We start from the raw sequence: 16,403 nt of genomic DNA, 5'->3' as shown, positions 1-16,403 counted from the left end.
GTTAGTCTTTAGCTATTAGTATGTAGTTTTTTCCCAGCTAAGGCGGAAATCTTAATGATTTATAATGAGAGAAGTAGTAAACCTCTACTCTTTGTGTTTAGTTTAAGCTTCAGATGTATAATACTGTTCTATAAGTTCCTGTCTACCGACAAGTTATTTTGCGAAAACGAACAAAAAATAATTAAAAACTCTTAACTAACTCTAATAAATTTTACCTTTAAAAATTATTTCAATCAACAATTCTAACGATACAGTTTCCTGTTCTCCTTCTATCATATCCTTTACTGTAAAAGTATTATTTTCCATCTCTTCGCCGCCCGCTAGAATCACAAACGGAATCTCACGGCGATTGGCATAGGTCATTTGTTTTTTCATCTTAGCCGCATCTGGATACAATACCGCCGTAATACCATTAGAACGTAATTGCTTAATGGCTTTCATCGCGTATAATGCTTCTTCTTTCCCAAAGTTGATAAACAAGACTTTGGTTCCTTCTATCGCTTCTTCTGGAAATAAATTCAATTCTTCAAGAACTAACGCAATACGATCTAATCCAAAAGAAATCCCTACACCACTTACATTTTTTAATCCAAAAATACCTGTAAGATCTGCATAACGACCACCGCCGCCTATACTTCCCATCTGTACACCTTCAGGTGCAGCTACTTCAAAAATAGCTCCCGTATAATAATTCAGTCCACGTGCTAAGGTGACGTCTAGTTGTAACGTAGCACTTTCTAATCCTAAACTTTCTATCGCTTCATTAATGAAAACTAAATCATCTATTCCTTGCATTCCTATTTCGGAAGTGGCTAATAACTCTTTAAGTGTTGCCAACTGATCTCCAAAACTTCCAGCAATAGTAAACAACGGATCTACCTTTTGAATAGCTTCTTCTGTAATACCTTTAGATACCATCTCTTCAACAACCTTCTCCTTCCCTATTTTATCTAATTTATCAAGAGCTACAGTAAAATCAATGAGTTTATCACTGGCACCTATAACTTCTGCAATACCCGAAAGGATTTTGCGATTGTTCATTTTAATGGTAACACCCTCTAGCTTCAACGCAGTGAACACAGCATCATACAACTGTACAAACTCAACTTCTTGCCACAACGAATCACTACCTACTACATCGGCATCACACTGATAGAATTCTCTAAAACGTCCTTTTTGCGGACGGTCTGCTCTCCAAACAGGTTGCATTTGATAGCGCTTAAAAGGAAATTCAATCTCATTTTGGTGCTGCACTACATAACGCGCAAAAGGCACTGTTAAGTCATAACGTAAAGCCTTTTCTGAAATGTATCCAGTAAGGTACTTTGGTTTTAAAGAAAAATAAAAATCTCCGAAAATTAAAAAAGTGTAAGTATCTAAATTATTCTTATCTCTTTGGGTAAACTCTCTCTCTGTTTGATAACTATTTGCTGTATGTATCATAAGAAGATACCAAATATCCCTAATTAGATTGTCACTAGAAAAATCTGCTTCACTAAAAAGTTTTTGTCCTTCTTTTTTAATATGTTTAGAAAACTCGTCAAAAAAATGAGCCTTATAATCATAACTCTCTAACTCTTCTGTTGATTCTATTTTAAATTTAACGGCATCATAATGAAACAAAACAGCAGCTTTTATAGTTTCTATAAGAAGTTTATTCCACTTTTCTAAATAATCTCCACTATTCAGAATCTTAAATATCAAACGGTCTCCTTCTTCCCCATACTTTCCCATGAGTGTACTACTATTTTCAAAACTCGGCGTTTCAATAGGCTGAAATCCATAGTGCTGAAACTGCGTACGAATGGTATTCATAATATAGGAGCGTTTTGCGACCTCTATCGGTGAAAAATCGCGAGTTCCTTTTGGTATCGATGGTTTTTGTGCCATTAATTTTAGTCTTTAGTCATTAGCTTTTAGTCCTTAGCTCTGGTTCTTTTAATATTCAAAAATAAAATGATACTTGAATATAGCGTCTTTGGAGCCTAAGCGCCTGCAAATATCATAAAATTTAGACATTATTAATCTGTTTATGATTAGTATTTATAGTGTTTTCTTACACTTTATAAAAGAAGAAAAATTACATGCTGCCAATTTTCCCATTTCCCTAACCCTAAAGGGTAGGGAAAATTACCTAAGAACTTATCGATTATTTTTTACTTTTGAGAATGGATCATTTAAAAAATGAAGGGATGCATGGAGAAGCCAAAGGTGATACGTTTGCTTTTGCTAAATACTTAATAAAAAAGGCTACTCCAGAAGAAATTAAACTATGGGAGTATTTAAAACAACGACCTGAAGGCTATAAATTTAGAAGACAACACCCATTTAATAACTATATATTAGATTTCTATTGTCATCGAGCAAAATTATCTATTGAAATTGATGGAAGCATACATGTATTTAAAAAACAATACGATAAAGATAGAACAGCTATAATCAATGAATATGGTATTTCTGAAATACGATTTTCAAACGAAGAAATAAACACCAACTTTAGCAAAGTAACAGAAACAATCATGGCTACTATAATGGCAATCACAAAAAATCACTCCCTTTAGGGTTGGGGAAATTGATTTTTGACTTGATTATCTAGAGTATTTCTTTTCTAAAAATGAGGGTATGAAATAATTAATTGAAAAGTTTGGTAACTTTTTTACTCCTTAATAGTCTTATCACAAACAACTATTAAAAACGGGTATAGATGAAAAGAGTATTATTTGTTGTTTTATTGGGGCTTATCAGCCATTTTAATTTCGCTCAAAACGCGACAGGAGACTGGTATGGAAATTTAGAAGTACAACCAGGAATGACGCTCCCACTTGTATTACATATCACTGAAGCAGATGGAACGTATGGCGGGACTTTGGATAGCCCTGATCAAAAAGCATTCGGAATTCCTATGACTACTGTCAATTATGGAAATGCAACTTTACATATAGAAATCACAAATATGGGTATCACTTATAACGGCGTTATAGATAGTGATTCATCTATAAAAGGAACTTTTAAACAAGGGGGACAAACATTTCCATTAGAATTTGCTCGTGAAGCGGTTACTGTAGAAGCACCTAATAGACCTCAAGAACCAAAAGCTCCTTTTCCATATAAACAAGAAGAAGTAACTTTTAAAAATACAGCAGCCAATGCTACTTTCTCAGGAACCATCACACTTCCTAAAGTTGTTTTTAAAGGAAAAAAGAAATTACCTGCCGTTATTTTAATATCGGGATCAGGACCACAAGATCGTAATGAAGAGTTGGTAGGCCATAAACCTTTCCTCGTTATTGCCGATTACTTAACACGTAACGGTATTGCTGTATTACGCTATGATGATAGAGGTACAGCAAAATCTACAGGAAATTTTCAAGGCGCCACCAGTGCAGACTTTGCAACTGATGCCCAAGCAGCTTTTGATTTTTTGAAAAACCATCCAGATATAGATGCCTCTAAAATTGGATTTGCAGGTCATAGTGAAGGTGGATTAATTGCCCCTATGATCGCTGCAAAAAATAAAGAAGTCTCTTTTATAGCATTATTAGCAGGTGTTGGTCAACCAGGAGATGAACTATTAATGGATCAAGGGTATCTTATTGGAAAAGCACAAGGGATGGATGAAGAAATGCTACGTAAGAACCATATTGCGCAAGAAATGATGTTTGGTATTGTAAAAGAATATTATGGAGATACGCCAAAAATTAAAGAAGAGCTCACGACGTATTTAAATAATGCATTAGATCAAAATCCTGAAATGATTCCTGAAGGAGGAACAAAGGAAGATCTTATGAAACGTGAAATAAACACACTTACCTCTGATTGGTTTCAATACTTACTTATAACAGACCCAAGACCTACATTAGAGAAAGTAACCTGTCCTGTATTAGCCATTAATGGATCATTAGATTTACAAGTTCCTTCAAAGAAGAATCTAGAAAACATTGAAAAATCTGTTAAAAAAGGTGGAAATACAGACGTTACCACTGTAGAATTCCCTAATTTGAACCATCTATTTCAAACCACCACCACAGGTAGTCCTTCTGAATATGCACAACTGGAAGAAACGTTTTCACCAGATGCATTAAAAGTACTAAGTGACTGGATTATAGAAAAGACTAAATAATACAACCCATTATGTTTTCACTTTTTAGAGAAAATCTTCGTATTGCATCAGATAGTATCAAAAGTCAATTATTGAGAACTATCTTGACCGTACTTATTATTGCAATAGGTATCACAGCACTTGTAGGAATACTTACATTCTTAAAAGCTTTTGAAAACACATTGACAAATGATTTTGCTTCTATAGGAAGTAACACCTTAACAATACAGCGATATGAATTTACAAACCAACGAAGAGGTGAACGTAGAATCATCAATCCTGTTATAGGATATCGTGATGTAAAAGAGTTTGCAGAAACCTTTTCATATCCAACAGCGCAAACAGCTATTTCTTTTACAGGAACTCGTAGCGCAGAAGTAAAATATGAGAATGAAAAAACAGATCCTGAAGTACGTGTTGTAGGTGTAAATGAAAACTTCATCCAAAATTCTGGACTCAAACTAGACAAAGGAAGGAATTTCACTCCTTTTGACATTAGTAATAATACACGTGTCTGTGTACTGGGAAGCGATTTTTACAAAAACCTTTTTAAAGACGATAATCCTATTGGAAAAACAATAAGCATACGTGGCACCAAATTTAATGTAATCGCAATTCTAGAAGAAAAGGGAGCTACTTTTGGAAATAATCAAGATTTACGCGTGCTTATTCCAATACAGGTAGCACGTACCATGTTTACACAGCCTAACATTAATTACAGTGTGAGTGTCATGGTAGATAACCCTGAGTTTTTGGATAGCGCCGAAGAAGAAGCAATTCTTGCCTTTAGAAACATACGTAAGTTATCCCCCGTTCAAGAAAACAATTTTGGAATAGGGCGTAGCGACGATTTAGTAAATCAAATAGCAACAATTACTGGGGCGTTAGGAGTAGCAGCATGGGCCATAAGTCTCATCACCATTTTTGGTTCCTGTATCGCACTCGTAAATATTATGCTCGTTTCTGTTACAGAACGTACACGAGAAATCGGAGTTAGAAAAGCATTAGGAGCCAAAAAATCAACGATTGCTTTTCAATTTTTATATGAAGCAATTATTGTAGGGCAATATGGAGGGTTATTAGGAATTTTGCTAGGTGTAGGGATTGGATATCTCATTGCAAGCTTCTCTGGTTTTGTATTTACAATCCCTTGGAATGCTATTATTGCAGCAACTTCAATTACTTTTGGTATTGCTATTATTTCTGGATTTTTTCCAGCGCTTAAAGCAGCTAGACTTGACCCTATAGAGTCATTAAGGTATGAGTAAGAAATTTATACTTCTTACTGTACTATTCATAATATTTATTTTCGGATGTAGTTCTCCAAAAAAAGAAACAGGACTCATAGGCATATGGGATTCATATAAGGTTAGTAATAACTTATATGATCAAAACTATAAAATAGTCCTTACTTTTTATGAAGATTCTGTAATCACAGAATCTTTTGGAGGAGAACACAAAACAAATTCAAACTGGACTTTAGATAGCACAAAATTATATTTTAGTGCAATTAGATTACTAGATACGGTACTTCCAAATATTACGTATGAGTACCGTATTAATAAAACAAAAGATTCTTTATCTATAAAAGTCTCACCTATAAATAAGGAAGATTATACTGTTAGCTTTAAAAAAGTGATCGCAAACCCTTTTTACATACACAAATAAGTGATATTCTTACTTACCCTTTAATATCCACAAACCTCGAAAACCAGTTATATAAATCACCTTTAGTGATCACAGCACCTTGTTGAATCAATGTAAATTTATCTGCATTAGGTTTTTCGCTATACTCCTTACTAGCGCTCATAAACACCACAGTATCGTCTCCTAAATTTTGCTGTAACCACTGATATCCTTCTTTTGAAGTAATATCAATACCTTCTTTATTGATCTTTACTGCAATCAATGTCATTTTATCTTCTCGCAATTCAAAAAGATGCATTTGGTTAGGTGATATATGCTCCAAGTAATTAGCCTTCGTTAATACATTTTCCCAAACGAGATCCGAAAAGACATCAATCTCTTCTTCGGCAACATGAGGTTTATTGGTTTTGATCTCCTGCCATTCGTCTGCTGTAATAGACTGTGTCGCTAAAAAATTAATAAACTCTTGGTGAAGTTCTTCTAGTTGTTCTTTTGTAAGTCGAGCGTATTGCATGCTATTCCTTATTTTATATCACTTTATACGCTTTCGCGAAAGCGTATACTAGTTATTTAATAGATAGGCTAAATGTTTAGCTATAAAAAAACCGCTTTCAAAAGTTGAAAGCGGTTTTAAATACTATGTATTCCCAATTATGCTTCGGCGATTACGTCAAATGCAAATGGTACAACAACATCTCTATGAAAACGGATAGAAGCTTCGTAGCTACCTAAACGCTTAATGTTATTACCAGGGATTGTAATGAATTTTTTCTCAACAGAAACACCTGCTTTTTCTAAAGCTGCTGATAGATCTGCATTATTTACAGAACCAAAAAGCTTGTCTCCATCTCCAGTTTTAGAGCTAATTTTAACTTCTAAATCTTTTAATTTATCTGCTTCTTTTTGAGCATCATCAATTACTTTTTTCTCCTTATAAGCTCTTTGCTTTAAGTTTTCAGCAAGAACCTTCCTTGCAGAAGGTGTTGCAAGTACTGCTGCCCCTTGAGGAATCAGAAAATTTCTTCCGTAACCATTTTTTACTGTTACGATATCGTCTGCAAATCCTAGATTCTCAACGTCTCTCTTTAATATAAGTTCCATGAATGTCTAGTTTTTATTTGTATAAGTCAGTCACGTAAGGCATAAGCGCCAAGTGGCGTGCACGCTTTACAGCTACACTAACTTTACGTTGATATTTTAATGATGTTCCTGTAAGACGACGTGGTAACAATTTACCTTGTTCGTTTACAAAAGACAATAACCAATCTGCATCTTTATAATCAACGTACTTGATACCTGATTTCTTAAAACGACAGTATTTTTTTGCCTTGTTAGTTTCAATGTTAAGAGGCGTAAGATATCTGATATCTCCGTCTTTTTTTCCTTTTGCTTGTTGTTCGATAGAAGATGCCATAATTACGCTTGTTTTTTGTTTCTAGCTACTCTTTTTTCAGCCCAAGCAATTGCATGCTTGTCTAATTTTACAGTAAGATAACGCATTACACGCTCATCACGACGGAACGTAAGCTCATACTCAGAGATTGCCTCTCCAGGTACTGTAAATTCAAATAAGTGATAAAAACCACTTTTCTTGTGTTGGATAGGATATGCAAGCTTTTTAAGCCCCCAATCCTCTTTGTTAACCATCTTAGCACCCTTGCTTTTAAGAAAATCTTCGTACTTCTTAACTGTTTCCTTTATCTGTTCATCAGATAAAACGGGATTCAAGATGAAAACAGTTTCATAATGATTCATATAGAATGATTTTAATTTAAAAATGAGTGCAAAATTAAGTATAGTTATTGATTTAGCAAAGTATAATTATGAATAAATTGACCTCAACATCCATATTTTCACAAAACATGACTTATAATAGGGTATAAATCATTAAATCAAAACTACTTACAGCCATATACCTCTCACTTTTTAGAGCTACAGGAGTCGATAAAAAACATAAAAATCCGACGAAATTCACTTTTTTATTGGTGTTTCCTTTTTTTTTGAGTATTATTGTATCACTTAACCTATTTAAATTAAAGACTGTGGAAGGAGTAATTCTAGATTGCGCTGTCGTAGACGACTCAAGCCTACAACGCCTTGCGATTGTAAAAATGATTAGTGATCATCCTAATTTACGACTCGTAGCCGAATACAATAATGCCATAGAGACAAAAAATGGTCTACTTGAAACAAAAGTAGATCTTATATTTCTCGATATAGAGATGCCTATTTTGTCTGGATTTGATCTACTTGATGATCTTATCCATAAACCTCAAATCATATTTGTTACAGGAAAAACAAAATATGCGTACAAAGCATTTAACTATAATGCGATTGATTATTTACGCAAACCTATAACAAAAGATCGATTTACAAATGCGGTTTATAAAGCTATAAGTTTATACAAACTAAAAACAGAAGGAGCTGTAGATGATGATGATTACATCTTTGTAAAGAGTAATCTTAAGAAGAAAAAGGTAATGCTTAACGAGTTAAAATATATTACGGCATTAGGTGATTATGTAAAACTTGTTACTGTACATGATCCTATTGTGGTTCTTGCTACTATGAAGTCTTTTGTAGCACAGTTACCACCAGAACGTTTTATGCGTATTCATAAATCATATATTATCAATATTGATAAGGTAGATAAATACAATAGTAGAAATATTGAGATTGATGGAGAGAAAATTCCATTAAGTCGTCATAAAAAAACAGAATTAATCGAAGCATTATCCGCTTAAATTAGTTCCAATTTACAACAGTAAAAATCCGCTCCCCCAATTAGCGGATTTTTTTTATGCCTTTAATTTATATAATAAAAATACTGAGTACGCTCCTACCTCTTGGTAGACAGGTTTCGCGAAAGCGAATTTGTGAGACCTGCTTATCGGCAGCCAAGTTAAGGACCATCAGAAGAGCGAAGCGTTAAAGCGCATATAAGAAATAAATACTAATAGCAGTCTACATCTATAATAAGACGCACGCTTCGATATTGAGGAATGGCTTTAAAGCTTGTTTGTACTCTACCAATAAGCCCTTTGATATGAGACAAATTTTGCTTTCTATTAATTTTAATGAGCACATTACGTCTATATTGATTCCGTATACGAGCCACAGGAGGTGTCTCAGGTCCTAAAACAGCATCGCTACCTAATACTTGACGTAAAGCTTTTGCGACCCATACGCTAGCCTCCTCGATCTTTTGATAGTCTCTATGCTTTAATGTAATGCGCACCAATCTATAAAAGGGTGGATATTTAAAATCTTGACGTTCTTGCAACTGTTCTTGAAACATTGCATCAAACTTATTAACCGAAACTTGTTGTAGAATTTGATGGTAGGGATTATAGGTTTGCACTAATACTTTCCCTTGTTTCTCGGTACGTCCTGCTCTTCCAGAAACTTGAGCTATCAATTGATAACTACGCTCATGTGCTCTAAAATCTGGAAAATTGAGCATACTATCTGCATTGAGGATTCCTACTAGTGTGACATTTCTAAAGTCGAGACCTTTGGTTAGCATTTGTGTTCCCACTAGAATGTCTATTTCTTCTTGTTCAAATGCGGTGATTATTTTTTCAAATCCATATTTTCCTCTCGTAGTATCAGAATCCATACGAGCAATTTTATGATCTGGATATAGCTCTTTTAGTTCTGCCTCTATTTGTTCAGTCCCAAATCCCTTTGTTGTCAAATCTGGGCTTCCACACGCCATACATTTTAATTGCATAGCAATATGATGTCCACAATAATGACATCGCAATTGATGTCTATATTTATGATAGGTTAAACTCACATCACAATTAGGACATTGGGGAGCATGACCGCAGGTTTTACATTCTAACACAGGTGAAAAGCCTCTTCTATTTTGAAATAAAATCACTTGCTCACCTAAACCTAGCGCATCCGTAATTGCTCGTAACAGCGTATCGCTAAAGTGCCCTGTCATTTCTCGCTTTCGCTGTTTTTCTTTTATATCTACAAGGTTAATTTCTGGCATTAGTATATTACCATGTCTATGACCTAAGTATACATAACCGTATTTTCCTTGTCGAGCATTGTACACTGTTTCTACACTAGGTGTCGCAGATCCTAATACTACTTTTGCATTAAACATATGACCTAGCACAATAGCTGTGTCTCTAGCATGATAACGCGGTGCAGGATCGTATTGCTTAAAACTACTTTCATGTTCTTCATCTACCACAATGAATTCTAGATCATGGAACGGTAATAACATGGCACTACGGGCTCCAATAATTATTTGAGCTTTTGATGCATTTTTAAGTACGTTATTCCAGACTTCTACACGTTCATGTACCGAATATTTAGAATGAAAAACGGCTACTTTTTCGCCAAAGTAATTTTGTAATCGAGCAATGAGTTGTGTTGTAAGCGCAATTTCAGGAAGTAAGTATAAAATTTGCTTTCCTGTATGAAGCAGTTTTTCTATCAAGGATACATATATTTCTGTTTTTCCAGATGCTGTCACTCCATGAAGCAAACATACATTTTGCGTTTCAAAACATTCTTGTATTTCAGATAATGCTATTTGCTGATGCGTATTTAATGTTTTAGTGGCGCTTGTCTCTCCTTCAAACACTATACGGTCTTTTCGTTTTTTATAGGTTTCAAAGACACCCTTTGCGATAAGCGCTTTTAGTTGCGATGCCGTTGCATTTGCTGCTTTCTTCAATGCTATTGTAGAGATGGGTTTATTGGTTTTCGCTTTAAGCGAAAAAAAAGTAAGTAGTAATTCCCGTTGCTTTGGTGCTCTCGATAACGAATCTAGTAATTCATTAAAAGCCGTTTCATCTTTATAATCAGCGTGTATTTGCACAAAGGTAACAAGCTTAGGCTTGTATTGCTCATATACTTCTTCTTGTACAGAAATAGCCCCTTTATCTAATAGTTTTTTTATAGTAGGCAATACTTTGCGTTTGCCTAAGATATCCATGACTTCTTGTATTTTAATCACAGATTGATGCTGTAATGCTTCGTAAATTAAGAACTCATCATCTTGTAAATCTTCGTCTTGAAGTAGTATTTCAGGTTGTAATCTAATAATAGTCTCACTCTCTAGCAGAAAAGCGCTAGGTAATGATGCTCTCATCACCTCCCCTTCTGTGCACATATAATAAGAAGCCATCCAAGCCCATAGCTCAAATTGTTTTTGTGTTACAATAGGTGTCTCATCTAGAATATGTTCTATTTCCTTTGCTTCATATAGTGTAGGCGGCGTTGTATGTATATTTTTTACTAATGCAGCATAGACTTTTGATTTTCCAAAAGGAACTGCTACCCGCATACCTGCTTGTAAAAACTTTGCTTCAGCTTCAGTAATACTATACGTAAAAGCTTTTTCTACAGGAATAGGAAGTATGGCGTCTATAAAGTATGGCATCTATTAGAAAAATATAAACGAAAATACGAAGTAAGTAAGACGATCCCATCGTATATGAATGCGATTTATAAACAAAGTAAAAACAGTAACAAAAAAAGGAAGCTACCCGAAGGCCGCTTCCCCTTATATCTTTTCAATCTAATGATTGAAATATGCATGTATCATTTCTAGTTTCTACTTGGGAATACTCCTTGTAGCGCTATGATATAATGTACTCCCAAAAATGGTTGTAAATTGTTATATGCTTGTTGTCCTCCTTGCATACCAACTGTAGTTGTTGTAGTTACTGCAGCGTCATTTAATTTAGCACCAGCAGCAGCAGCAGAACTATAAAATTGTCCTGTACCTAAAAAGTTTCCTTCTGGCTCATCTTCATTATTATTATCTCCAACATGTACTGTAGTCGTAGAAGTAGCCGTATGGTTGTGAGAAGGTAAATTTGCTAAGTTAAGAGATATTGTTTCTCTTCCCCCTTTTTGCCCTAATTGATAAGAACTTAATCCTGGCCCATTCCCTGGGTGAATCGCTGCTCTACCTCTTAAATCAGGTAATGCAAATGTTGTTCTACCATCTCCTCCATAGGTAGTTCCTAATATTGAAAATAAAGCCGAGTATTGGCTTATAGGTAATAATTGTCCGTCGCAATATGCCCAAGCTCTTGGAGCAAAGTTTCCTGCGAATAGTTTAATTTCTCCTAAAAATGGATCCATAATATATTGTTTTAAATAATGTTAGTAAAATTGATTAAGTAGCGATTAATTTCTAGATGGATATACTCCAAATAACGCTATAATATAATTAGCCGTACCAAAAGGTTTCATGGTATTAAAGCTTTGACCACTACCAGCGTTAGTCATAGAGCTAGCTGTTGTCATAGCACCACCATTAAGTGTAGCACTAGCAGCAGCAGCAGAACTAAAAACTTGTCCTGTACCTACGAAGTTTCCTTCTGGTTCATCTTCATTATTGTTATCACCTACGTGTGCTGTCGTATCACTAGCTACAAAGTGATTATGAGTAGGCATCTGACCAATAGTAAGTGTATGTTCCTCAGAACCACCATTTTGCCCTAATCTATACGTAGATAGTCCAGGACCATGTCCAGGGTGAATAGGTGTTCTCCCTCTTAAATCAGGTAATGCAAAGGTTGTTCTGCCATCTCCTCCATAGGTAGTTCCTAGAATAGAAAATAAGGCTGTATTTTGTGCTATGGGTAATAACTGCCCATTACAAAATGCCCAACTCCTAGGTGCAAAATTTCCCGCAAACATTACAATCTCGCCAATAAATGGATTCATAATTGTGTGTGTTTTAGTGTTAGTTAATAATTTTCTTTTTCAAATACTTTTTAAGTATTTGACGTCTCTCCAAATCTAAAACTTATGACCAAGAAAAAACCCCGTATTTTTACGGGGTTTTATAATTGAGTGATTATTATACTTGTATTATTCTACACGTATCCATTGTTGCGTTCTGTAGAAAAAAAGAATATACCCTCTAAGATTTAGCCTATTTGGATTATCTGGATCTATCCATATTTTTGATCGATACACTTTTCCATTACCAGGATCTGTTATTGTACCCCCTTGGTATTTTCCATTCTTGAAAGATAAATTCTTTATAAACTCCATACCAATTACCGGTACGTCTTTATCCTCTCCTTCACAAAGATCACATATATTATTACGACTAGATTCTCTTGTAATCTGCACTACTTTTCCATAGACTTTACCATCGCGCTCATATATTTCTACAGTCGCCTTATGTTCTCCTGTCTGATCATCTACCGTAGTCCAAGTTCCAAAAACATCATTAGCTTGCGCATATCCTTTAAGCGTTAAAAATAGAATGCAAATGAATACAAAAAATACTTTTCTTTTTATCATATCAAAATACTATAACAGTACAGCGGACAAATGTCCGCTGTACTTGTACTCTTATATAGTATGTTTTTTATTAACTTCCTAACATTCCTTCTTTAAGATCTTCATCTGCAGGATCTTCTCCTAACCAGATTCCAAAAAGTGCTTTTTTGAAGTCTAATCCTTCAATCACACCTATCTTCGTTCCGTTCTTGTAAACAACAGTTCCTTGTCCTTTGATATATGTAATATCAAATACATTTGTCTTCACTATCTTATCGCTAAAGAAGCTTTTGAATTTTTCTATTTTATCTGCTAATGGAGCAATATTATCATTTGTAGAAGCTTCAAATCCATCATCTACAGCACTTTTCATTTTCTTACTTGACACGAGTTTAGAAACGATATCAAGTTTTATTGCCATAGTCTCATCTGCGTTTATAATACGCTGTGCATCGCTGCTTTTAGATTGAAGGTATAATCCTCCTGCATATAGATCAAAAACAACTTTTTCTCTCATTCCTGCTCCATTCAGTACAAGGTTTGTACCTTCTAGTGTCATTTGATTAGGAAGTGTTGCATCTCCTACCTGTGTTTGCGCATTTGCAAATCCAATACTAAAAATTGCCATTAAGGCTAACATAAAATTTCTCATTGTTTATTTATTGAGGGTTTGATTCATTTTCAATTTTTGTAACGCTGCATTCAATTCAAATCCGAGTAATAATAGGTTTGAATTAAGCCAAATATATAACATCATAATTAAAAGAGCTCCTATAGAACCATATAACTCATTATAATTAGAAAAATTATCTATATAAATTCCAAAAAGATAAGTAGTTAACATAAATAACAGTGTAGTCATAAGTGCTCCCGGAGAAAAAAACTTACTTGTTCTCCCTTCTTTTGTTCCAAAATAATATAATGTGGCTACAGCAATATATATCATAATAACAAAAAACACATAACTACCTATAGAAACTAATGTCACATCTGTTCCATCACTCATCATATCTTGATATCTTAACATACGTAGTACATACTCAAAATAAATAAGTACTGTTATGGTAGTAACCAATAACAATGCCAAAACAATAGCGACTCCTAATGCTACAGAATATTGTCTAATAAAGTTTCTATTAATATCTACATTAAACGAGCCTTCAAAGCCACTAAAAATAGCATTAATTCCATTACTCATTAAGATTAATGCTAAGATAGCCCCAAAAGATAATAAACCTGTTCTTGGGTTTTCTGAAATATCATTAAATACAGGCTCAAAAAATGTTAGTGATTGTTTTGGTATTAGTTCATAGATAAAATCCATGAATTTTGTCTGAAAGCCATCTATTGGTATTAAAGGAATTAAATTCAATAGAAATAACAAGGTAGGAAATATGGCCATAAAAAAACTATACGCTATCGAACCTGCTCTAGCTGAGAGTGTCCCACGTATAATTCCTGTGAGATATGTTTTGATAAGATGATAACTAGTCATCCCTTTAAACCCAGGAAGTACTACTTTTTTTAGACAATGCACACAAAATCTAAAAATAGCAAAGCGCTCTAGTTTGTTTTCTAGCGATGCCATTTTATACCGCTTTCAAACTTAAATCCAAATTATATACAGAATGTGTCAATGCACCACTAGAAATATAATCTACACCACATAGTGCGTATTCACGAATAGTTTTTTCATTAATACCTCCTGAAGACTCCGTAAGACATAAATCACCTATACGTCTCACAGCTTCTCTTGTATCTTCATAATTAAAGTTATCTATAAGAATTCGGTATACATCGTTATGACTTTGTAAAATTTCATCAATTTCATCTAGATCACGAGCCTCAACAATAATTTTCAAATCACGCTTCGTTTCTTTTAGATAGGCTACTGTTTTTTGAATTGCTTGTGTAATACCACCTGCAAAATCTATATGATTATCCTTAAGCATAATCATATCATACAATGCAAATCTATGATTTTCGCCTCCTCCTATTTTTACAGCCCATTTTTCTAGAGCACGTATGCCTGGTGTCGTTTTACGCGTATCTAAAATGCGTGTCTTTGTACCATCCAATAAATTCACAAAAAAAGCTGTCTTGGTTGCAATCGCACTCATACGTTGCATGGCATTGAGTACTAATCGTTCTGCTTTTAGAATGGACTGCGAAGGTCCTGTTACGTAAAAAGCAATATCACCATATTTCACACGACTTCCATCTGGGATACGATCTTCTACTTGAAGTAATGGATCTACGTAGGCAAAGACCGCTTTCGCGAAAGCTATCCCAGCCAAAACCCCTTCATCTTTTACTAATAATTTTGCTTTACCTGTTGCTGTTGAAGGAATACAAGCCAATGAACTGTGATCACCATCACCTACATCTTCACGTATAGCATTTGCGATGATACCTTCTATCTCTTGATCAAATTGCATTTGAGAAATCATATATAAAATCTAGTTTATGTAAAAATAAGGAAAGCCCTACAAATAACGAATAATGAAAATATAAAGTTGAAATACGAAATTTAAAAAATCAACTTTTATACTCCAAACCTGAAACCTGAATCTAAGTACTAACAACTCCCATTATAGGAATTCGTATTTTTACCCCATGAACATCAAACTGCTTTGTATAGGAAAAACAGATGACAAACGTTTACTTGCGCTTATTGAAGAGTATAGCAAACGCCTAAACCATTATATTAAATTTTCTATTGAAATTATTCCTGATATTAAAAATGCAAAGAACCTCAGCGAAGCACAACAAAAAGAAAAAGAAGGGCAACTGATTTTATCAAAAGTTGAGTCACAAGATCATTTAATTCTTCTGGATGAGAATGGAAAAGAGATGAATAGTGTTGGATTTTCTCAATATTTACAGAAAAAAATGAATGGCGGCTACAAAACGTTAGTTCTTGTGATAGGAGGACCTTATGGCTTTTCTGAAACAGTGTATAAAGCCTCTCAAGGAAAAATAGCACTCTCACAAATGACATTTAGCCATCAAATGGTAAGACTATTCATTACGGAACAATTATATAGAGGATTCACTATTCTAAAAGGAGAGCCTTATCATCATAGATAGTCGGTAGCTGTTAGTCTTTAGCTATTAGTCGGTAGTCGGTAGTCGGTAGTCGGTAGTAAAAATACAACCTCTATATAAGTAGGGTGGTTGTTTATTTTAAAATGTAATTTCTAGCACATTTTTAAAATAAACTTTCCGTTACAAAATCTTCTTCTAAAAGGCGAACCTTATCATCATAGATAGTCGGTAGCTGTTAGTCGTTAGTAAAAAAATACCTCTATAAGTAGGGTGGTTGTTTATTTTAAAATGTAATTTCTAGCACATTTTTAAAATAAACTTTCCGTTACAAAATCTT

Annotated in this window: 18 protein-coding genes; 6 read left to right on the top strand and 12 right to left on the bottom strand. The window is 34.3% G+C overall.

Annotation, left to right across the window (positions count from 1 at the left end):
- Nucleotides 1–201 precede the first annotated feature (201 nt).
- Nucleotides 202–1,890 (bottom strand): histidine--tRNA ligase, encoded by a 1,689-nt coding sequence (gene hisS / locus Q1A60_RS20930; RefSeq protein WP_299769734.1) that lies wholly within the window; start codon nucleotides 1,888–1,890, stop codon nucleotides 202–204.
- Between the two features lie 278 nt (nucleotides 1,891–2,168).
- Here hisS and Q1A60_RS20925 point away from each other — a divergent pair, with 278 nt between their 5' ends.
- From Q1A60_RS20925 to Q1A60_RS20910, 4 genes are all read left to right on the top strand, one after another.
- Nucleotides 2,169–2,561: an endonuclease domain-containing protein gene (locus tag Q1A60_RS20925; RefSeq protein WP_299769731.1), complete on the top strand. Its 393-nt coding sequence runs from the start codon at nucleotides 2,169–2,171 to the stop codon at nucleotides 2,559–2,561.
- Nucleotides 2,562–2,704: 143 nt separating this feature from the next.
- Nucleotides 2,705–4,120: an acyl-CoA thioester hydrolase/BAAT C-terminal domain-containing protein gene (locus Q1A60_RS20920; protein ID WP_299769728.1), complete on the top strand. Its 1,416-nt coding sequence runs from the start codon at nucleotides 2,705–2,707 to the stop codon at nucleotides 4,118–4,120.
- 11 nt (nucleotides 4,121–4,131) lie between these two features.
- Nucleotides 4,132–5,367, top strand: coding sequence for an ABC transporter permease (locus Q1A60_RS20915; protein WP_299769725.1), 1,236 nt, complete (start codon nucleotides 4,132–4,134; stop codon nucleotides 5,365–5,367).
- A complete protein-coding gene (locus Q1A60_RS20910; protein ID WP_299769722.1) occupies nucleotides 5,360–5,767 on the top strand; it encodes a hypothetical protein in 408 nt (135 codons plus the stop codon). Before Q1A60_RS20915 ends, Q1A60_RS20910 begins: the two co-directional genes overlap by 8 nt.
- A gap of 13 nt (nucleotides 5,768–5,780) precedes the next feature.
- On the opposite strand, the gene Q1A60_RS20905 is transcribed toward Q1A60_RS20910, so the two are convergent.
- The 4 genes from Q1A60_RS20905 to rpsF all read right to left on the bottom strand — a co-directional run bounded on the left by Q1A60_RS20905 (nucleotide 5,781) and on the right by rpsF (nucleotide 7,501).
- Nucleotides 5,781–6,260 (bottom strand): DUF6495 family protein, encoded by a 480-nt coding sequence (locus tag Q1A60_RS20905; RefSeq protein ID WP_299769719.1) that lies wholly within the window; start codon nucleotides 6,258–6,260, stop codon nucleotides 5,781–5,783.
- Nucleotides 6,261–6,397: 137 nt separating this feature from the next.
- Complete coding sequence (gene rplI, locus Q1A60_RS20900; protein WP_299769716.1) at nucleotides 6,398–6,847, bottom strand: 50S ribosomal protein L9; 450 nt, start codon at nucleotides 6,845–6,847, stop codon at nucleotides 6,398–6,400.
- A 13-nt stretch (nucleotides 6,848–6,860) separates the two neighbouring features.
- Nucleotides 6,861–7,160 (bottom strand): 30S ribosomal protein S18, encoded by a 300-nt coding sequence (gene rpsR / locus Q1A60_RS20895; protein WP_299679900.1) that lies wholly within the window; start codon nucleotides 7,158–7,160, stop codon nucleotides 6,861–6,863.
- A 2-nt stretch (nucleotides 7,161–7,162) separates the two neighbouring features.
- On the bottom strand, nucleotides 7,163–7,501 hold the full coding sequence (gene rpsF, locus Q1A60_RS20890; protein WP_089373440.1) for a 30S ribosomal protein S6: 339 nt from the start codon (nucleotides 7,499–7,501) through the stop codon (nucleotides 7,163–7,165).
- A 287-nt stretch (nucleotides 7,502–7,788) separates the two neighbouring features.
- On the opposite strand from rpsF, the gene Q1A60_RS20885 reads away from it, so the two are divergent.
- Nucleotides 7,789–8,490: a LytTR family DNA-binding domain-containing protein gene (locus Q1A60_RS20885; protein WP_089373490.1), complete on the top strand. Its 702-nt coding sequence runs from the start codon at nucleotides 7,789–7,791 to the stop codon at nucleotides 8,488–8,490.
- A 209-nt stretch (nucleotides 8,491–8,699) separates the two neighbouring features.
- Here the strand turns inward: Q1A60_RS20885 and priA are convergent, their stop codons facing one another.
- From priA to nadC, 7 genes are all read right to left on the bottom strand, one after another.
- A complete protein-coding gene (gene priA, locus Q1A60_RS20880; RefSeq protein WP_299769702.1) occupies nucleotides 8,700–11,153 on the bottom strand; it encodes a primosomal protein N' in 2,454 nt (817 codons plus the stop codon).
- A 167-nt stretch (nucleotides 11,154–11,320) separates the two neighbouring features.
- Entirely contained in the window at nucleotides 11,321–11,863 is a 543-nt protein-coding gene (locus Q1A60_RS20875) for a tail fiber protein (protein ID WP_299769699.1), read from the bottom strand.
- A 45-nt stretch (nucleotides 11,864–11,908) separates the two neighbouring features.
- Entirely contained in the window at nucleotides 11,909–12,451 is a 543-nt protein-coding gene (locus Q1A60_RS20870; protein WP_299769696.1) for a tail fiber protein, read from the bottom strand.
- Between the two features lie 147 nt (nucleotides 12,452–12,598).
- Nucleotides 12,599–13,039: a DUF2147 domain-containing protein gene (locus Q1A60_RS20865; protein ID WP_299769693.1), complete on the bottom strand. Its 441-nt coding sequence runs from the start codon at nucleotides 13,037–13,039 to the stop codon at nucleotides 12,599–12,601.
- Between the two features lie 70 nt (nucleotides 13,040–13,109).
- The gene (locus Q1A60_RS20860) at nucleotides 13,110–13,670 is read right to left on the bottom strand and encodes a chalcone isomerase family protein (RefSeq protein WP_299769690.1); all 561 of its coding nucleotides are present in this window, start codon (nucleotides 13,668–13,670) and stop codon (nucleotides 13,110–13,112) included.
- 3 nt (nucleotides 13,671–13,673) lie between these two features.
- Nucleotides 13,674–14,606: a YihY/virulence factor BrkB family protein gene (locus Q1A60_RS20855; RefSeq protein ID WP_299769688.1), complete on the bottom strand. Its 933-nt coding sequence runs from the start codon at nucleotides 14,604–14,606 to the stop codon at nucleotides 13,674–13,676.
- 1 nt (nucleotide 14,607) lies between these two features.
- Nucleotides 14,608–15,468 (bottom strand): carboxylating nicotinate-nucleotide diphosphorylase, encoded by an 861-nt coding sequence (gene nadC / locus Q1A60_RS20850; RefSeq protein WP_299769685.1) that lies wholly within the window; start codon nucleotides 15,466–15,468, stop codon nucleotides 14,608–14,610.
- Nucleotides 15,469–15,634: 166 nt separating this feature from the next.
- Here nadC and rlmH point away from each other — a divergent pair, with 166 nt between their 5' ends.
- Nucleotides 15,635–16,108 carry a 23S rRNA (pseudouridine(1915)-N(3))-methyltransferase RlmH gene (gene rlmH, locus Q1A60_RS20845; protein ID WP_299769682.1) on the top strand — a complete coding sequence of 158 codons (474 nt, stop codon included), beginning with the start codon at nucleotides 15,635–15,637 and terminating at the stop codon, nucleotides 16,106–16,108.
- Nucleotides 16,109–16,403: the final 295 nt, after the last annotated feature.

The sequence above is a fragment of the uncultured Dokdonia sp. genome (assembly GCF_947492535.1).
In the GTDB taxonomy this organism is placed as follows: domain Bacteria; phylum Bacteroidota; class Bacteroidia; order Flavobacteriales; family Flavobacteriaceae; genus Dokdonia.
Note: the sequence above shows the minus strand (reverse complement) of the source record. Positions and strands in the feature narration are given on the sequence as shown.